The 18,537-nt window shown below is 59.5% G+C and carries 19 protein-coding genes and 1 tRNA gene; 1 reads left to right on the top strand and 19 read right to left on the bottom strand.

The window, feature by feature from the left end; all coding sequences use genetic code 11:
- Window positions 1-114 precede the first annotated feature (114 nt).
- From MRBLRC7O_RS04185 to MRBLRC7O_RS04150, 8 genes are all read right to left on the bottom strand, one after another.
- A tRNA-Leu gene (locus MRBLRC7O_RS04185) sits at window positions 115-200 on the bottom strand.
- 135 nt (window positions 201-335) lie between these two features.
- The gene (locus MRBLRC7O_RS04180; RefSeq protein ID WP_020810782.1) at window positions 336-1,064 is read right to left on the bottom strand and encodes a thermonuclease family protein; all 729 of its coding nucleotides are present in this window, start codon (window positions 1,062-1,064) and stop codon (window positions 336-338) included.
- Window positions 1,065-1,227: 163 nt separating this feature from the next.
- A complete protein-coding gene (locus MRBLRC7O_RS04175) occupies window positions 1,228-1,761 on the bottom strand; it encodes a MerR family transcriptional regulator (protein WP_003502237.1) in 534 nt (177 codons plus the stop codon).
- A gap of 274 nt (window positions 1,762-2,035) precedes the next feature.
- Window positions 2,036-2,374, bottom strand: a complete 339-nt coding sequence (locus MRBLRC7O_RS04170; protein WP_003502236.1) for an integration host factor subunit alpha — start codon at window positions 2,372-2,374, stop codon at window positions 2,036-2,038.
- Window positions 2,375-2,618: 244 nt separating this feature from the next.
- Window positions 2,619-3,590, bottom strand: coding sequence for a beta-ketoacyl-ACP synthase III (locus MRBLRC7O_RS04165; protein WP_080866068.1), 972 nt, complete (start codon window positions 3,588-3,590; stop codon window positions 2,619-2,621).
- Window positions 3,591-3,594: 4 nt separating this feature from the next.
- Window positions 3,595-4,656: a phosphate acyltransferase PlsX gene (plsX, locus tag MRBLRC7O_RS04160; RefSeq protein ID WP_026363445.1), complete on the bottom strand. Its 1,062-nt coding sequence runs from the start codon at window positions 4,654-4,656 to the stop codon at window positions 3,595-3,597.
- 101 nt (window positions 4,657-4,757) lie between these two features.
- Window positions 4,758-5,321: a YceD family protein gene (locus MRBLRC7O_RS04155; RefSeq protein WP_003502233.1), complete on the bottom strand. Its 564-nt coding sequence runs from the start codon at window positions 5,319-5,321 to the stop codon at window positions 4,758-4,760.
- Window positions 5,322-5,329: 8 nt separating this feature from the next.
- Window positions 5,330-5,869, bottom strand: coding sequence for a ubiquinol-cytochrome C chaperone family protein (locus tag MRBLRC7O_RS04150; RefSeq protein WP_060724066.1), 540 nt, complete (start codon window positions 5,867-5,869; stop codon window positions 5,330-5,332).
- A gap of 270 nt (window positions 5,870-6,139) precedes the next feature.
- On the opposite strand from MRBLRC7O_RS04150, the gene MRBLRC7O_RS04145 reads away from it, so the two are divergent.
- Entirely contained in the window at window positions 6,140-6,670 is a 531-nt protein-coding gene (locus tag MRBLRC7O_RS04145; protein ID WP_080866067.1) for an outer membrane protein assembly factor BamE, read from the top strand.
- Between the two features lie 75 nt (window positions 6,671-6,745).
- On the opposite strand, the gene MRBLRC7O_RS04140 is transcribed toward MRBLRC7O_RS04145, so the two are convergent.
- The 11 genes from MRBLRC7O_RS04140 to ldtR form a co-directional block, all read right to left on the bottom strand.
- Window positions 6,746-8,884, bottom strand: a complete 2,139-nt coding sequence (locus MRBLRC7O_RS04140; RefSeq protein ID WP_080866066.1) for a sodium-translocating pyrophosphatase — start codon at window positions 8,882-8,884, stop codon at window positions 6,746-6,748.
- 218 nt (window positions 8,885-9,102) lie between these two features.
- Window positions 9,103-10,326: an MFS transporter gene (locus MRBLRC7O_RS04135; protein WP_080866065.1), complete on the bottom strand. Its 1,224-nt coding sequence runs from the start codon at window positions 10,324-10,326 to the stop codon at window positions 9,103-9,105.
- A gap of 21 nt (window positions 10,327-10,347) precedes the next feature.
- Window positions 10,348-10,845: a transcription antitermination factor NusB gene (gene nusB / locus MRBLRC7O_RS04130; RefSeq protein WP_031233928.1), complete on the bottom strand. Its 498-nt coding sequence runs from the start codon at window positions 10,843-10,845 to the stop codon at window positions 10,348-10,350.
- Between the two features lie 4 nt (window positions 10,846-10,849).
- The gene (gene ribH / locus MRBLRC7O_RS04125; RefSeq protein WP_020009433.1) at window positions 10,850-11,296 is read right to left on the bottom strand and encodes a 6,7-dimethyl-8-ribityllumazine synthase; all 447 of its coding nucleotides are present in this window, start codon (window positions 11,294-11,296) and stop codon (window positions 10,850-10,852) included.
- Between the two features lie 177 nt (window positions 11,297-11,473).
- Complete coding sequence (locus tag MRBLRC7O_RS04120; RefSeq protein ID WP_080866064.1) at window positions 11,474-12,106, bottom strand: LysE family translocator; 633 nt, start codon at window positions 12,104-12,106, stop codon at window positions 11,474-11,476.
- Window positions 12,107-12,309: 203 nt separating this feature from the next.
- The gene (locus tag MRBLRC7O_RS04115) at window positions 12,310-12,921 is read right to left on the bottom strand and encodes a riboflavin synthase (protein WP_003502222.1); all 612 of its coding nucleotides are present in this window, start codon (window positions 12,919-12,921) and stop codon (window positions 12,310-12,312) included.
- Entirely contained in the window at window positions 12,921-14,165 is a 1,245-nt protein-coding gene (gene ribD / locus MRBLRC7O_RS04110) for a bifunctional diaminohydroxyphosphoribosylaminopyrimidine deaminase/5-amino-6-(5-phosphoribosylamino)uracil reductase RibD (protein WP_060724064.1), read from the bottom strand. The genes MRBLRC7O_RS04115 and ribD overlap by 1 nt, the downstream gene beginning before the upstream one ends.
- A gap of 2 nt (window positions 14,166-14,167) precedes the next feature.
- On the bottom strand, window positions 14,168-14,647 hold the full coding sequence (nrdR, locus tag MRBLRC7O_RS04105) for a transcriptional regulator NrdR (protein WP_003502218.1): 480 nt from the start codon (window positions 14,645-14,647) through the stop codon (window positions 14,168-14,170).
- A 12-nt stretch (window positions 14,648-14,659) separates the two neighbouring features.
- The gene (gene glyA / locus MRBLRC7O_RS04100; RefSeq protein ID WP_003512506.1) at window positions 14,660-15,949 is read right to left on the bottom strand and encodes a serine hydroxymethyltransferase; all 1,290 of its coding nucleotides are present in this window, start codon (window positions 15,947-15,949) and stop codon (window positions 14,660-14,662) included.
- 210 nt (window positions 15,950-16,159) lie between these two features.
- Complete coding sequence (locus tag MRBLRC7O_RS04095; protein WP_003502206.1) at window positions 16,160-17,491, bottom strand: L,D-transpeptidase family protein; 1,332 nt, start codon at window positions 17,489-17,491, stop codon at window positions 16,160-16,162.
- A 374-nt stretch (window positions 17,492-17,865) separates the two neighbouring features.
- Entirely contained in the window at window positions 17,866-18,375 is a 510-nt protein-coding gene (gene ldtR, locus MRBLRC7O_RS04090) for a transcriptional regulator LdtR (RefSeq protein ID WP_026363448.1), read from the bottom strand.
- Window positions 18,376-18,537 lie beyond the last annotated feature (162 nt).

Raw genomic sequence — 18,537 nt, 5'->3', positions numbered from 1 at the left:
TTTTGGGCGCACCACTAGGAACAAAAGCAACCAACGCCTGAATATCAACGCGAATTGGCAATCTATCCTTGCCGAATCTGCGCTGCAGGGGCGCACTTTGTTTGTGGGTGAAGGTGGTGCGGACGGCGGGACTTGAACCCGCAAGACCAATGGTCGGCAGATTTTAAGTCTGCTGCGTCTACCGATTTCGCCACGTCCGCATTGCCGCGCCTTGCACCATTGCGGTCAAGTCGCTGCAAAAAGTCGTCATCCTTCGGGTGTCCGGCACGAGGCCTCGATCCCAAACGCGACTGAGCCTCATCTACACAGGCCGGACCGTTTCGGTCAATTGGGCCCTAGCCACACCAGGACTGATTTTTTGCCGATACCGGATGGGCGAGCCCTTCTCGCACGAGTTGATCGGCGAAGGAGACGCCCGAACGCGAAAGCCGTTTGCGTTCCGTGGCTTGCCCGCCCGCAGTCCCGGAAGAGGTCACATCGAAGGCGCCGGCATTCAGCATGTCGCGAAGCCTGACCTTTGCAACGAAACCGCGCTGGCGCTCTTCCATGCAGCGCGCCCGGTCGATCTGCGGAACCTCGATGCCGGCGAGCTGCGTCTTCACGCCCTTCATCCAGAAGGTGTTGCCATCGGCCACGCAATTATTGAGGCCCGAACGGCCGCAGAAGGCAAAGGCGCCGCTTTTTTCACCGAGCGAGATTTTTTCGACCGAAGGACGCGTTTCCGGCAGGATAGCTGCAACCTGGCTCGGCTGCGAGACGGATGGCATGGCGATCGGGCGCGGCGGCACCGGTCCATTGCCGGGCAGAGCCGGCGATGCGGGGCGGATGGATGCGACTTTCTCGGTCGTGACCGCATCGCGCTTGGCGGTTGTCGCGACTTTCGGGGAATTCGCGGCTGAGGATGTCGCCTTCGCAACATGGCGCTGCGGCAGAAGGCTGTCTCGATGTTCGTAAGCCTGAATGCCGCCGGCAACGACGCCCAGCATCAACACCCATGGCCAAACGCTGCCGCCGCTCGATTTCTTCGCCGTGCGGCGTCGTGCTGTCGGTTTTCGGTTGCTCACGATCGGACTCCTTTCAACGGAGCCGCATTATCGGCCAAAGGAGTTTCCGAAAAGTTGGCATTCGCGAGCGTTTTCGTTTTTCAGAGAAACGGGGAAACGCCCTAACTCTTTGTTTTCTCGAATTCCTGCATGGGAAACGCTTAAAAGAGCTGTGGATAAATTGTCAGCGAACCTGATCGAGAAGGCGCTTGCATTCGAGGAGATCGAACAGGGCTTCCTGCAAAAGCGCCTGATCGTCCTTGCCGATGCTCGACTTGCCGACCGATATTTCGGCATCGCTGTTGCCGCCGCCGAAGCCGAAAAACCGGCCGCTCGGCTTGGCCTTCGGACGGCCGACGACCTCGTCCCCATCGGTATCGATGACACGCGGCTCGGCGACTTCCTTTTCCCCGCTCGCCGCCATGATGGCTTCCATGGTCGCGAGATCACCGGAGGCGATTGCCGCCACGAAGCGGTTACCATTGGCTTTCAGGAGCTTCTGCACGCCCTTGATGGTGTAGCCATGGTCATAAAGAAGGTGACGGATGCCCTTCAGAAGATCGATATCGTCAGGGCGGTAATAACGGCGGCCCCCGCCCCGTTTCATCGGCTTGATCTGCGGAAAGCGCGTTTCCCAGAAACGCAGCACATGCTGCGGCAGGTTCAGCTCATCCGCCACTTCACTGATCGTCCGAAACGCGTCGGGGCTTTTATCCAAATTTCCACTCCCATCCGAACCGGAGCAACATGCATCCGGCCGGACACTGAACGAGAACGCTTTTCACCCGCCGGTCAAACACCACGCTAAGTCGGTTACGACCCCGCGCCGACGCCGTTGCGGCGAGATACAAATCACTAAAATTGATTATGATGTGAGTCGACCGGATTTCAACGGCTTGCACGTTGAAATTCAAGTATGTTCACAAGAAGAATGGGGAAAAGGGCTTGCGATATGGCAAAAAAGGCGTGTCGCTGCGACCTTGAGTGAGGGATTACGCCCCCGCCTTCTGGCCCTTCTGCTTGGCCTTGCGGGCCGTATGGGCCTTCAAAATGCGCTGCTTCAGCACATTGGAGGCCTTGAAGGTCATGACGCGGCGCGGCGAAATCGGAACTTCCTCACCCGTTTTCGGGTTGCGGCCGATGCGCTCGTTCTTTTCCCTGATCTGGAAAGTTGCGAAGGACGAAAGCTTGACGACCTCGCCGCGGGTGATCGCGTTGCATATCTCGTCGATGATCGTCTCGACCAGTTCGGCGGATTCGGTGCGGGACAGCCCGACTTTACGAAACACAGATTCTGCAAGATCTGCGCGTGTCACTGTCTTCCCGGCCATTTTTCCCCACAAACCGTGTCTGAATTTTTCTCTAGGAGCCGCCGAGATTATTTCCCTTGTGGCGACCGGTCAAGGGATTGTTCCAGATTCATTTGAGGCTTTCGGCAATCAGTGCAAGGGCTTAGACTGACTGATACGGTTTTGACACAGGCTCGGGTCGCCCGGGCGCTTCTGACCGGGGCGTGAGCGCGAAAATCACAACCGATTTCGCCCCGGCGCCCCGGCAAACGCGCAAATCACGCCCTTACCAGCGCAGCAGCACCGCACCCCAGGTGAAGCCGCCGCCCATGGCCTCCAGCATGACAAGATCGCCCTTCTTGATGCGTCCGTCGCCGGCCCCAACGGCAAGCGCCAGCGGAATGGAGGCGGCCGAGGTATTGCCGTGCTGATCGACGGTGATGACGACCTTTTCCGGGTCGATGTTAAGCTTCTTCGCCGATCCGTCGATGATGCGCTTGTTGGCCTGGTGCGGAACCAGCCAGTCGAGGTCATCAGACGTCGTGCCCGTCGCCTCAAAGGCCTGTTCGATCACGTCGGTGATCATGCCGACGGCGTGCTTGAACACTTCCCGGCCTTCCATGCGCAGATGACCAACGGTACCTGTCGTGGAAGGTCCGCCATCGACATAGAGCTTTTCCTTGTGCGAACCGTCGGAACGCAGCTGCGCGGTCAGAACGCCGCGATCGGCGGAGGTACCCTCGCCTTCGCCGGCTTCAAGAATCAGCGCGCCGGCGCCATCGCCGAAGAGAACGCAGGTGGTGCGGTCCTTCCAGTCGAGAATGCGCGAGAAGGTTTCGGAACCGATCACCAGGACGCGCTTGGCCATGCCGCCGCGAATATAGAGGTCGGCGGTCGATACGGCATAAACGAAGCCGGAACAGACGGCCTGCATGTCGAAGGCGAAGCCGTGGGTCATGCCAAGACGGTTCTGGATGTTCACCGCCGTTGCCGGAAAAGTGTTATCAGGGGTCGAGGTGGCCAGAATGATGAGGTCGATATCATCAGGTGTCAGGCCGGCATTGTCGAGCGCGGCACGCGCAGCAGCTTCGCCGAGGGACGCGGTGGTTTCACCTTCGCCGGCGATATAGCGCTGCTTGATGCCCGTGCGCTGCACGATCCATTCGTCTGATGTCTCGACGACACCTTCGATTTCGCTGTTGGTCATGACACGCTTCGGAAGCGCTGCCCCGAAACCACGAACTATAGAGCGGATCATTCCCTTATTCCTCGTCAGCCACGAGAGCTTCGGGCGCCGGGGGCGGAAGCCGTCTTGCGTGGTAAATCTTCAGATCATTTTCAATCTTGGCCGTCAGGCCGTTGTGAACCATGTCGTAGCCGACATCGACAGCCGACGCAAAACCAACGGCGTCCGTACCCCCGTGGCTCTTGATGACAATGCCGTTCAGACCCAGAAATACGCCGCCATTGACCTTGCGCGGGTCCATTTTTTCGCGAAGTACATCAAAGGCGCTTTTCGCCAGGACATAACCGATCTTGGCGAAGAAGCTGCGCGAGATCGCCTCACGCAGAAGCGTGGTGATCTGGCGCGCCGTGCCTTCTGCGGCTTTGAGCGCAATGTTGCCGGTGAAACCTTCCGTCACCACCACATCCACCGTACCCTTGCCGATATCATCGCCTTCGACGAAACCGCGATAGTCGATGGTGCCGAGATCGGCCTCACGGATAAGCCGTCCGGCCTCACGTACCTCTTCCTGGCCCTTGACTTCCTCGACACCGACATTGAGCAGGCCGACGGTAGGGCGGTCGATATCGAAAAGCGCGCGCGCCATGGCGCCGCCCATCAGGGCAAAATCCAGAAGCTGCTGGGAATCGGCGCCGATCGTCGCACCGATGTCGAGCACGATGCTTTCGCCCTTCAGCGTCGGCCAGATGCCGGCAATCGCCGGTCGTTCCACCCGCGCCATGGTGCGCAAACAGAATTTGGCCATGGCCATCAGCGCGCCGGTATTGCCGGCGGAAACGGCGACATCCGCCTCGCCGAGCTTTACCGCCTCGATGGCGCGCCACATGCTGGAAACATAGCGGCCACGGCGCAGCGCCTGGCTCGGTTTCTCGTCCATGCTGACCGAGACTTCACAATCGTGAAAGACCGACTTTTCCCGAAGTGCGGGATATTGTGCCAGAATGGGGTCGCATTTGCTCTTCTGCCCGTAGAGCAGAAAAGTTACATCGTTGTGCCGTTCAAGCGCCTTGGCGGCACCGGGTATGGCAACATCTGGGCCGAAATCGCCACCCATGACGTCAATTGCAATTCTGATCACTCGTCCCTTATCCTTACTTGCCGCCAATCAAGCGGATTTTGCGCGAAAATACCTTTTCCGGCTCTTGTTACAATAAAATTATTTCAGCCCGGCTGGGCCATTCAGTCTTTTTTCCAATCTTTCAGCACGGCAAAGGGCGATGGGCGCTTTTCTTCTTCGGGCTCTTTTTCAGCCGCTTCGGCAAATTCCGCATCCGCTTTGCGCGGATAAGGATCAATCGCAAGCGCGGCAAATTCGGCAACCACGGCGCCGACATCGATGCTGTCGCCGGTGAACTGATCGGGAATATCGGGGCCATCAGGATCAAGCACGATCTCGCCTTCCTCATTGGTCACCATCCGCGCCAGTTTCGATCCTTCCGGGACGAAAATCTGCTCTACCGTCTCGTCGATCTTGCTCGAGACCGGCTCCAGCGTGACGATGCAGGATTGGGTCACAGCCGCATGCACCTCACCCTTGATCTTCACGCCATCCTTCTTCCAGCGGGAAACCTGCAGCTCCGCCTTCAGATATTCGACGGAAACCACATCCCAGAATTTCGCCAGCGCCTTCAGTTCCTCGGCACTGGCTTCGAGACCAATCCTGACGGGATTGGCGGAAATATGGCCTACCTTTACGGGATAGGAAAAAGGCAGGTCGTCATTTGCGGCGTGTCGCGCGTTCATCGTGAACCTCATCGTAAAGGCAAGGGCAGCGTCAGGCTTCCGGTTGCTATTGTCTCTTCGGACTGGGCGGCAAGGGCTGCGGATGCTTCCATCATCCAGCCCGCCAACCCCTCCATATCAGGGGCCTTGTCGTCTACCTGCGGATATATATTGCGCCGGAGCGCTGCGGCAAGAGCGGGGCGGTCGGAAGCATCCAGCGCCGCCGCGTAGGATTCGAGCCGCCCATAAAACATACCGGCGAATTTCTTCATGCGTTTCGGCACGCCCTGGTCACCGATTCCCAGCTCACGGATGGAATGATCGATATCTTGAAAAAAGGCGTCGACGATCTCCTGGGCGATTTCCTGCCCGCTGACACCTGATGATTTGGTGCGGCGGAAATAGAGAATCATGATCGCCGAGAGCATCTCGAAACGGCCCATGACCGTGTCGGGCACACCGAGGTCAAGATAAAATCCGGGCGTGCGGGCGGCAGCCGTCAAGGTCGCATATTGCCGGTCAACTATGGCGCGATTGTTGTTTTTCTTCTTGAACAGCCCGAATATCATCTTTTTTTTCCGAACCGGACGGGTGAATTCGCTTACCGTCCATCGCACTTGTTGCATGATTGTCAAAGCTGGTTTACCGAAGCATCCACGAATTGCAATGCTGTCACGGTCACGTTCGTCTTTGGGCTGAAACAGTCGAAGAGAACCGGAGGAGTTCCAAACGGCCGGGAAAGCATTGGATTTGGGGGGTGATCGGGATTTTCCGTCCCCGGATTGACACAATCATGTGCACAGACACTGTGCACCACGCAATGCCGGAAGGTGCCATTCATGATCGCAGTCGGGGAAAAGCAGTTGAGCAAGCAGAAATCCGCAAGTCACGGCAAAATTCTGAGCAAGACCGCCATCGCAATCTTGCTCGCATCCGGCCTGCTTTCCGCCTGCAGCAGCACAACCGATGTGTTCCATAACGGCTATGTCATGGACGAGCAGTCGCTCCAGCTGATCCCTGAGGGTTCCAGCCGTGAGCAGGTTCTGCTGACCATGGGCACGCCCTCCACGACGGCGACCTTCGGCAACGAGGTTTTCTATTACATCTCGCAGAAGCGCGTGCGCCGCGCGGCCTTCATGAAGCCGGCGCTGGTCGAACAGAACATTCTTGCGATCTATTTCAACAAGGACGGCGTCATCGAGCGCAAGGCCAACTACACGCTGCAGGACGGCAAGGTCTTCGACACGATTTCGCGCACAACGCCGACCGGCGGCAAGGACCTCACCTTCCTGCAGCAGCTGCTCTCCGGCGGCACCTCCGGCGCCAACATCGCCAAGAGCATTCTCGGTCAGGGCAACAACACCCCCTGACCTCAGCAGGAACGGAAAAATCAAAGGCCCGGGGATCACTCCCCGGGCCTTTTTCATTCGTCGGAACCTCAGCCCTCAGTGGGCAAGAACAGCAAGCAGCAACAGCGCCACGATATTGGTGATCTTGATCGCCGGGTTGACGGCGGGACCGGCGGTATCCTTGTAGGGATCGCCGACCGTATCACCCGTCACCGACGCCTTGTGGGCGTCCGAACCCTTGACGTGGCGCACGCCGTCCTTGTCGATGAAGCCGTCTTCGAAGCTCTTTTTGGCGTTGTCCCATGCACCGCCACCTGAGGTCATGGAAATCGCCACGAAGAGGCCGTTGATGATGACGCCGAGCAGCGATGCGCCAAGTGCCGCGAAGGCCGACGCCTTGGAGCCCGAAATCAGCAGCACGCCGAAATAAACGACGAGCGGCGCCAGAACCGGCAGGAGCGACGGGATGACCATTTCCTTGATCGCCGCGCGTGTCAGCAGGTCCACGGCCCTGCCATAATCAGGCTTTTCCGTCCCAGCCATGATGCCCGGTTTTTCGCGGAACTGGCGGCGCACTTCCTCGACAATCGAGCTTGCCGCCTTGCCCACCGCCGTCATGGCGATGCCGCCAAAGAGATACGGAATGAGACCGCCGAACAGCAGACCGGCAACGACGTAAGGATTGGCGAGGCTGAACGATATTTCGCCAATGTCCTTGAAGTAGGGATAAGTATCGCCATTGGCGGCGAAATAGGACAGGTCGTTGGAATAGGCCGCAAACAGCACCAGCGCGCCGAGACCGGCCGAACCGATGGCGTAACCCTTGGTGACGGCCTTGGTGGTGTTGCCGACGGCATCCAGCGCATCCGTCGCCTTGCGCACGTCAGGATCGAGACCGGCCATTTCAGCGATACCACCGGCATTATCAGTCACCGGGCCGAAGGCGTCGAGCGCCACGATCATGCCCGCGAGACCAAGCATGGCGGTGACCGCGATGCCCGTACCGAACAGGCCGGCCAACTGATAGGTTCCGATAATGCCGCCAACGATGACGAGAGCCGGCAGCGCCGTCGATTCCAGCGAGACCGCAAGGCCCTGGATGACGTTGGTACCGTGACCGGTGACCGACGCCTGGGCGATGGAGTTGACCGGCCGCTTGTTGGTGCCGGTATAATATTCGGTGATGACGACGATAAGCGCCGTCACGACGAGGCCGACCAATCCGCAGAAGAAGAGGTTGGTGCCGGTGATCTCCATTCCGGCCACCGTGCCCACCACTCCCCAGCCGACCGTCGCATGAGTAGCGACCGCAAGACCGGCAACCGAGAAAACGCCGGTGGCGATGAGCCCTTTGTAGAGCGCGCCCATGATGGAATTGTTGGTGCCGAGCTTGACGAAGAAGGTTCCGGCAATCGAGGTCAGGATGCAGGCGCCGCAAATCGCCAGCGGATAGACCATGGCGCTTTCCAGTATCGGCGTTCCCGCAAAGAAGATCGCGGCCAGAACCATGGTCGCGACCACGGAGACGGCATAGGTCTCGAAGAGGTCGGCCGCCATGCCGGCGCAATCGCCGACGTTGTCGCCGACATTGTCGGCGATGGTTGCCGGGTTGCGTGGATCGTCCTCGGGAATGCCGGCCTCGACCTTGCCGACGAGATCGCCGCCGACATCCGCACCTTTGGTGAAGATGCCGCCGCCGAGACGGGCAAAGATGGAGATCAGCGATGCACCGAAGCCGAGCGACACCAAAGCATCGATCACCTCACGCGATCCGGCCGGATGACCCATCACCGAGGTCAGGACGAAATAATAGATGGAGACGCCGAGCAGCGCGAGGCCTGCGACCAGCATGCCGGTGATGGCGCCCGACTTGAAGGCGATATCGAGACCGGCGGAAAGGCTGTGGGACGCCGCCTGCGCGGTGCGCAGATTGGCGCGCACCGAGACATGCATGCCGACAAAACCGGCCGCACCCGAAAGCACCGCGCCGATGAGGAAGCCGATGGCCGCCATGGATGACAGCAGATACCAGGCAAGAACAGCGACGATCAGTCCGACGACGGCGATGGTGAGATATTGACGGGTGAGATAAGCCTGCGCACCTTCACGGATAAAACCTGCTATTTCACGCATACGCTCGTTACCCTGATCGGCATCGAGAACGCTTTTGGTGGCCCATACCGCGTAAACCACGGACAGGACACCGCATAAAATTACTATGGGTATTACGGTCATGCGCACTTACCTCCCAAAAGGCCGGGTCTCACTCCCTCCCCGGCGCGGCGAAACCTTGTGCAGGGAGATGCGGACGGCCCGTCCCAAATCCCGTCTTGGGCATTTGTTCCCCTCCCAAGGAAAAATGTCCTCGGAGCGGAGATTGCGTTGGCGCAAGGTGCCGCGTCAAGCCCACAAATTTGCCTGAAACTTGAAAGGCGTAGAGAGCGGCGCAGAACTCAGGCGGCTTTTTTTTGCTTCGTGAGGATGAGCGACAGGACGAGCAGGAGGCAAAGCCCGGCAACCGGCCAGATGACGAGGTTCATCACCGACCAGCCCCAGGCCGTAAACACCTTGCCGGAAGAGAAGGACGACAACGCCACCGTGCCGAAGAGCACGATATCATGGAAGCCCTGCACCTTGTCCGCCTCATGCGGGCGGTAGCTTGACGTGATGATGGCGGTTGCACCGATGAAACCGAAATTCCAGCCGAGGCCAAGCAGAATGAGCGCCGCCCAGAAATTCCACAGCTCTATGCCCATATGGGCGACAATGGCGCAGGCCATCAGCACGATGAGGCCGCAAGCAACGATTTTTTCCGCGCCGAATCGGGAAATCAGCATGCCGGTGAAGAAGCTCGGGCCGAACATGGCCAGCACATGCCACTGGATGCCGAGCGTGGCGAGTTCGGTCGGGAAACCGCAGCCGATCACCATGGCAAGCGGTGCGCCCGTCATCATGAAGGTCATCAACGCATAAGAGCCGATACCGCAGATCATGCCGGTGACGAAACGTTGCGTGCGGACAATCTCCGAAAGCGGCCTTACCGATTCGACATGGGCGGTGGCAGCCTTGGGGTCGGGCAATTTCAGAAACGCCAGAATGGCAATCGAAACGAGGCCGAGCGGAACGAGGGCCAGAAAAGCGCCGGCAAAGGTAACCGGCGCAAGCAAATCCTTGCCGAAGATGGCGAGTTGCGGCCCGACGATGGCGGAAATGATGCCGCCAGCCAGAATCCAGGAGATCGCCTTCGGCTTGTAGAAGGATGGCGAGGCATCGGCTGCGGCGAAGCGAATTTTTTGCGTGAAACCGCCGGAAATGCCAATCAGCAGCAGGCCGACGGCAAACAGCCAGAAATCCGACCGGAAGAGCGCCACCGCAGCAATGCCGCCGCCGATGGAGCACATCAGCGCGCCGACCATGAAGCCTGCCTTGCGGCCAAGAAAGCGGGAGGCGGCCGCCACGCAGATCGCGCCGAGCGCGACACCGATATTAAAGCCGGTGAGCGGCGCGGTTGCCAGTGACTTGTCCGCACCGAGCAGCTGATAACCGGCAAGCGCGCCGACCGAAAAGCTCAAGGGCGCGGCCGATCCCATGATCGCCTGCGCCATGGTGAGAAGGAAGACGTTGCGCTTCGCCTCGTCCAGTTGAACTTCAAGTCCGGGGACGGAAACTGCGCTCATCTCTTCCTCACCTGTTTTACTTCAGCGTTTTGCCTCGCCGCGCACCTGCTTGGCAATGCGGTCCAGAACCGCATTCACCAGCTTGGGCTCGTCATGCTCGAAGAAAGCACGGGCGATTTCAACATATTCCGTGACGATGACGGCGACCGGCACGTCCTTGCGCTCGAGAATCTCGAAAGCGCCGGCACGCAGGATGGCGCGCACGGTGGCATCGAGACGCGACAGCGGCCAGTCTTCCAGAAGGGCGGAGCGCACCAGCGGGTCGATCTTCGTCTGATCGCGCACCACGCCGGCGACGATCGAACGGAACCACGAAGGGTCAGCCTTCAGGTAGGTATCGCCATCGACTTCCTGGCCGAGACGATGCGCCTCATATTCGGCGACGACTTCCATCACGCCGGTTCCGCCGACATCCATCTGGTAAAGCGCCTGCACGGCCGCAAGGCGGGCCGCGCCGCGCTGGTTGGCGGGCTTTACCGAAGGCTGGCGCGGTTCGCCGCCATTATCAACATTCGACATGCGTTCAGCCACCCAGTTTTTTCTTCAGCTTGATCATGGTCAGCGCCGCGCGGGCGGCGAAACCGCCCTTGTCCTTGTCGGAGCGGCGTACACGCGCCCAGGCCTGCTCGTCATTCTCGACGGTGAGGATGCCGTTGCCGATCGGCAGCGATTCGCTGACCGCGAGGTCCATCAGCGCGCGGGAGGATTCGTTGGAAACGATGTCGAAGTGGTAGGTCTCCCCGCGAATGACCATGCCAAGCGCGACAAAACCGTCATATTCCGTGCCGTCATTGTCTGCACCGTCAAGCGCCATGGCGATGGCGGCAGGGATTTCCAGCGCGCCGGGAACGGTGATGACGTCATAGGTGGCGCCGGCTTCATCAAGCGCAAACTTCGCGCCTTCGAGAAGAGCATCGGCCATATCGTCGTAAAAACGTGCTTCCACGATAAGAAGATGAGGTTTGGACATGTGAGGGTTCCTGGGGATTTTCCCGAAAAGCTTAACGCCGGATCATACCGGCTTTTGCGGCGGTCAAACCACGGCTGACTGTTTTTGGCAAGTAATTTCATATGTCAGTGGCGCAAGGGGCCGCTTCTGCAGGGCATTTGGCCGGGTTTTGCACCTCTCGGCGCGGCTTCCCGAGAATCAGGTTTTCTGGAAGGCCAGATGGACGCCGAGCCCCATCAGCACCGTTCCGGCAGCGCGGCGGACAAGCACCTGCACCGCGCTGGAACGCTTCAAACGCCCGACCATCGCCCCTGCCAGAAGCACGCCGACCAGATCTGCCGAGGAAAAGATGAAATTGACGGCGATGCCGAGGATCAGCAATTGCAGCCAGACCGGAAAGGCTGCTGCCGGATCGACGAATTGCGGCAGAAAGGCCAGAAAGAACAGCGCGGTCTTCGGATTGAGCACATCGACGATGATGCTGTCGATAAAGGCGCGGCGCGCCGACTTCGGCTCGATGGTCAGATTGACCGCCTCACCTTCAAGCTTGCTGCGCAGCATCGAAAAACCGAGCCATACGAGATAAAGCGCGCCGCAGAGCTTCACGGCGAGATAGAGCCAGGGAACGGCCTGAAACAGCACCGAAAGCCCCGCCGCAGAGGCAAAAATGTGGACATAGCAGCCGACATGGATGCCAAGCACCGCCATCAGCCCGGCAAACCGGCCGCGCGCCATGGTCTGCGCCGCCGCATAAAGCATGGCCGGACCGGGGATATAGGCGAACAAAGCGGTGGTTACAAAAAAGGCTGTCAGCAGTTCAAAAGACGGCATGATGTATGTCCCCTACCCCCGTTTGGATGAAAACGGCTGAAGAGACGTCTTATAGTGTTTTGAGCTTCATCGGAAGCAAGGCAGCGACCATTATGCGATTTGGCGTACTCGTCGCTTCCGTTCCGTCATGCCGGCTTTGAGTCGGAATGACGGGAGGAGGAGGCGTCAGCGGGCACAATAACCCGCCGAGTCACCTTTTCGGTTTACGCCGACGGAAATTCCGCAAGCCTTGCGGCATAACGCGCCATGGTGTCGACCTCGAAATTGACGAAATCGCCCGGCTGACGTTCGCCCCAGGTGGTGACGGTGAGCGTATGGCGGATCAGCAGAACGTCAAAATCCGTGCCTTCGACGGCGTTGACGGTCAGCGAGGTGCCATCGAGCGCAATGGAACCCTTAGGCGCCACAAATTTCGCCAGATGCTCCGGGGCGCGCAGGCGGATACGCACCGCCTCACCTTCCGGTTCGACAGCCAATATTTCCGCCTTGCCGTCGACATGGCCGGAGACGATGTGGCCGCCAAGCTCGTCGCCGATCTTGAGCGCCCGCTCGAGATTGACGTGAGTACCCTTCTGCCAGCTGGCGATCGTCGTCAGGCGCAGCGCCTCTTCCCAGGCCTCGACTTCGTACCAGCGCTCGTTGCTGCCATCATCAGGCAGCCTCGTCACCGTCAGGCACACGCCGCCATGGGAGATGGACGCACCCATATCGATGGTCTTGGGATCGTAATTCGTCGCCACCCGCAGACGAATGCCTTCAGCCAGGGCTTCCAGCTCGGAAACGGTTCCGACGTCGGTGACAATTCCGGTAAACATCAAATCGGCCTTTCATAATCGAAGCAGCGATCCGGCCCATAGGCGGTTTCGCTGATCAGCGCATAATCGCCCGTGATATCGGCACGGTTGAGCGGCGTTTCAATCCCGCCTTCACCGATCACAACCGGGCTTTCGAACAGCATGATACGGTCCACCAGCCCGGCTTCAAGGAATGATTTTGCGGCAAAGGCGCCGCCTTCGACCAGAAGTTCCGACATGCCGCTTTCGGCGAGGATGTGGAGGAGGTTTTCGAGCGTGGAGGCTTCGAGGATCTGGACGCCGGCGTCGGTGAGTTGTTGGCGTCGGCGATCGGGGTTACCCCCCTCTGCCCTGCCGGGCATCTCCCCCTCAAGGGGGGAGATCGGCAAGGGGCTGTCCGCTCGCTCAAATCGCGCCTTCGGTTCACCCTCTCTGCCCGTCGATGCAGGGGGAAGCGGCGCTCCATCGATCTCCCACCTTGAGGGGGAGATGCCCGGCAGGGCAGAGGGGGGTATCGCCGCGACAATCACCGGAACCTCCCGCGCCGTCTTCACCAGCTTCGACGTCAAAGGCAACTCAAACTGCCGATCCAGCACGATCCGCACCGGCGAACGCTGCTCCAAACCGGCAATGCGCACCGTCAGTTCCGGATCATCCGCAATAGCGGTACGAATACCAACGAGAATGCAATCGCAGCGCGCGCGGAGTTCATGCACGGCATGGCGCGACTCGCGACCGGTAATCGCAATCTGCCCCTCGCCTTCTCTGCCAATCATGCCGTCGGCGGAAATTGCAAGCTTCAGAATCACATGCGGGCGTTTTTTCATCTGGCGTGTGAGGTAACCGGCAAGCGCGCGCTGGCCCTCGGCGCGCAGCAGTCCGGTTTCCACCACGATACCGGCGTCGCGCAATATCGTATAACCACGGCCGGAAACGCGCTCATCCGGATCATCCACCGCCACCACGACACGGGCAACGCCGTATTCAACCAGCGCATTGGCGCAGGGCGGGGTCTTGCCCCAATGGGAACAGGGTTCGAGCGTTACATAGGCGGTGGCGCCACGGGCCGCCTCGCCGGCGATTTCCAGCGCCTGCCGTTCGGCATGGGGACGACCGCCCACGGCGGTGACCGCTTCAGCGATGATTTTTCCGTCTTTTACGAGAACGCAGCCGACCGAGGGGTTGGTCAGCGTCTGCCCCTGGTGGCGAAGCGAAACCTCGATGGCCCGCGCCATGAATCTTTCGTCATCGGCACGGCTCGTCACGTCTATGCTCCACCGTCCGTATCACGGGCGATCTTGGCGTTGATTTCGGCGATCACGTTCTCGAAATCCTCGGCGTGGCTGAAATCGCGATAAACCGAGGCGTAACGCACGAAGGCCACATCATCAAGGCTTTTCAGCGCTTCCAGAACCTGCAGGCCGATTTCTTCCGAGGGAATTTCCGTCTCGCCGGAACTTTCCAGACGGCGGGCGATGCCGGAGACGGCCCGCTCGATCCGGTCGCGGTCAACCGGGCGCTTGCGCAGCGCGATCTCGAAGGACCGCACCAGCTTTTCCCGGTCGAAAGGCAGCTTGCGGCCGCTTTTCTTGATGACCATCAGCTCGCGCAATTGCACGCGCTCATAGGTCGTGAAGCGGCCGCCGCAATCCGGGCAGATGCGCCGCCGACGGATGGAGGTATTGTCCTCCGCCGGACGCGAGTCCTTGACCTGTGTGTCTTCGGAACCGCAGAATGGGCAGCGCATCGTCTCTTTTCCTTACATGTACGGATACATCGGGAAACGGTCCGTCAGGCCGACGACCTTTTCACGCACCGCAGCTTCAACAGCAGCGTTGCCTTCATCCGAATTGGCAACCTTCAGGCCATCGAGAACCTCGACGATCAGCTTGCCGATTTCGCGGAATTCCGCTTCCTTGAAACCGCGCGTCGTGCCGGCCGGCGTGCCGAGACGCACACCCGAGGTGACGAAAGGCTTTTCCGGATCGAAAGGAATGCCGTTCTTGTTGCAGGTGACGTAGGCACGACCGAGAGCTGCTTCAGCACGCTTGCCGGTGGCGTTCTTCTTGCGAAGGTCAACCAGCATCAGGTGGTTGTCGGTGCCGCCGGAGACGACATCAAGACCACCTTCGATCAGCGTTTCGGCAAGCGCCTTGGCGTTCTTGACGACCTGTGCGGCGTAATCCTTGAATTCCGGCTGCAATGCTTCACCGAAGGCAACGGCCTTGGCGGCGATGACGTGCATCAGCGGACCGCCCTGAAGGCCGGGGAAGACGGCGGAGTTGAACTTCTTGGCCAGATCCTCGTCATTGGTGAGGATCATGCCGCCACGCGGGCCGCGCAACGACTTGTGCGTTGTCGTGGTGGCAACGTGGCAATGCGGGAACGGCGACGGATGCTGGCCACCGGCAACCAGACCGGCGATGTGGGCCATGTCGACCATCAGATAAGCGCCGACTTCATCAGCGATCTCGCGGAAGCGCTTCCAGTCCCAGATACGGGAATAGGCGGTGCCGCCGGCAAGGATAAGCTTCGGCCGGGTTTCCTTGGCCTTGCGCTCCACCTCGTCCATGTCGAGCAGGTTGTCGCCTTCGCGCACACCGTAAGACACGACGTTGAACCACTTGCCGGACATGTTGACCGGCGAACCGTGTGTCAGATGGCCTCCGGAGTTCAGGTCGAGACCCATGAAGGTGTCGCCCGGCTGGAGCAGCGCGAGGAACACGGCCTGGTTCATCTGCGAACCGGAATTTGGCTGGACGTTGGCGAAGTTGACGCCGAACAGCTTCTTGGCGCGCTCGATGGCAAGCTCTTCAGCAATGTCTACGAACTGGCAGCCGCCGTAATAACGCTTGCCCGGATAACCTTCGGCATATTTGTTGGTCATGATCGAACCCTGCGCTTCAAGCACAGCGCGGGAAACGATGTTTTCCGAGGCGATCAGTTCGATCTCGTGGCGCTGGCGACCCAGTTCCTTCTCGATCGCGCCGAAAATATCCGGATCGACTTCGGCAAGCGGACGGGAGAAGAAAGCATCTGTGTTCGACATGGTGAAGGCTCCTGAAACAGTAATGCGATGGCGTCTTAGCGCCCTGCCCGAACAAGAGCAATACGGGCAGCGAGATTTGCCCGTCAAACTGCGACGTTGCGACAAAAAACGGCAGCTGTTTTTTCAAAACCAGCAGCGAAAATGAAAAAAGCCGCACCCGACGGGGTGCGGCCTTTCACTTAAATATAAAAACCTGACGGCAGCGCCGGATCAGTTGCGCGGCAACAGGTCGTCGTCGACAGGTCCAGCCGGCTGTTCGATGCCGGTGGTGGTGTTGAGCGCCAGTTCGGCGTTGCCGTCCTTTTCATAGATGTCGTCGCGGAACTGCACCACGCCGTCCTTCGCCGACCATGCGGTGATGTAGACGAAATAGACAGGCACTTCCTGCGCCAGCTTGATCGGTGTGTTGACGCGGGTGGCGATGACGCGTTCCATTTCCTGACGCGACCAGCCGGGCGTGTCGCGCAGCAGCCAGCTTGTGAGGTCGCGCACGTTCTGTACGCGCACGCAGCCGGACGATTCGAACCGCATCAGCTTGTTGAACAGACCCTGCTGCGGCGTGTCGTGCATATATTCGTTGTTCGGATTGTGGAAGTTGATCTTCGTCGAGGACATGGCGTTGATCTTGCCGGGGTCTTGGCGGAACATCAGGTTCGGTGCCTTTGGCGCAAACCAGTCGACCGCCGTCGGCGAAACTTCCTGTCCCTTGCCGTCGATGAGGCGGATGTTGTTCCGCTCCAGATAGGTCGGGTCCTTCTGCATCAGCGGCACGATGTCCTTTTCGACGATCGAGCGCGGCGCTGTCCAGTAAGGGTTGAGGATGACTTCGTAAATCTTGGAATTGATGACGTGCGTCGGGCGGCTGGCGCGGCCGACGACGGCCGTGTTGCGCAGCACGACGCGTTCATTCTCCACTGCTTCGATGGCGGCGGCCGGGATATTCACCATCAGGTGACGCTGGCCGAGATCACCCGACATGGACTGGATGCGCACGAGGTTGGTCTGCAGTTGCGCCAGACGGATCTGCGCGGAAACATTGAGCGCCTTCGTGGTATATTCGCCGCTGACACCGTCAGCCGGAAGGCCATGACGGGCCTGGAAACGCTTCAGTGCGCCATCAACGTAAGAGTCAAAGGCACTGGAAATGCCGGCTTCGCGCGGCAGATCGCCGGATACCATCAGTCGCTGGCGCAGCGCCTGTACGGAAGGATCGGAGACGCCGATCTGGAGGCGCTGCTGGGACGCAGGCACTTCCGGCCAGCCGCCATTCTGCACGATCTGCTGATATTGCATGATCGCCTGCTGCATATAGACAGGTGCTTCGCGTCCGAGAACCGGATTGTTTGAAACGACACCCACGGCCGAACGCGATGAATTGGCGTCGAACTGGTCATCCCAGTTGCCGCGGCGCGAAGAGCCCATGAGATCGTTAAGCGCGTTCTGCGCAAAGGCCGGCGCGGCAAGTGCTGCAGCACCAACGGAAACGGCCGAACGCAGAAGCGCGCGGCGCGATACGGAATCGGAAACGGATTTCTTTGTCATTCTACCTACCAGCCACTCTCTTCGGCATCCTCAACGATGCCTAAATCAATATGATTAACAAACACGTACAACGTGTCTGCCGGCCGGTAATGCTCGATACGCCATGATCTTGGCGCTGGTGTCTGGCACAGCAGTCGAGGCTTGCCACGACAGCAGGAGAAACCGCCGGCTCCTATGCCTTTGCGCCTCCCATATCAATATGGCCGATTCGTGTCACGGCCCTCTTCTCACGAAGCTGTGTTCGCCTGCAAAACAGGGCGAAGGCCGGATGAAGGGGCGGACTTGACAGGTAAAATGCGTGGCGGGTGACCTGCGGAATCCGCAAGCCGGGAGCAAAGGATGCCCCCGGCTTAAACAGTGAAACCGTCGCGGTATTACAGACGGTAAGCGATCGAGTCGTTCCAGAAGCGATCAAGGCGCTGCAGCAGCTTGTTCATTTCGGAGAACTCGCCGGTGCCGATGCCGCCGACCTTTTCGATCGAACCGACGTGGCGTTCATAAAGGCGGGCAACCGTTTCGGCGATTTCCTGGCCCTTTTCCGTCAGGCTGATGCGGACCGAGCGGCGGTCGACACGCGAGCGCTGGTGGTTGATGAGACCGAGGTCGACCAGCTTCTTGACGTTATAGGAGACGTTCGAGCCGAGGTAATAACCACGCGAACGAAGCTCGCCGGCCGTCAGTTCGGAATTGCCGATGTTGAACAGCAGCAGTGCCTGAACGGCGTTGACGTCATCACGACCCTGGCGGTCAAATTCGTCCTTGATGACATCGAGGAGGCGGCGGTGGAGACGTTCCACCAGGTGCAGCGACTCCATGTAGAGCGAGCGGATGGTATCTTCATGTGCATCGGCAACAACGGCCTGGGGCTTAACTTTGCTATTGATCATGACTGCCTCACTGTTTTGTTTGGCGGTGTGTTTGTTTGTCTCCCGCCTTGAGTGAGAACCTAATCAATGCGCATAAAATTCTACTTAAAAGCTACGATTAACAAATGGTTACCTGCATTTTCCCCAGCGGGCCGAATCTGTGGCGAAGCGGGAATGGGT

The organism is Agrobacterium radiobacter (assembly GCF_040801995.1).
Taxonomy (GTDB): Bacteria; Pseudomonadota; Alphaproteobacteria; order Rhizobiales; family Rhizobiaceae; genus Agrobacterium; species Agrobacterium radiobacter.
Note: the sequence above shows the minus strand (reverse complement) of the source record. Positions and strands in the feature narration are given on the sequence as shown.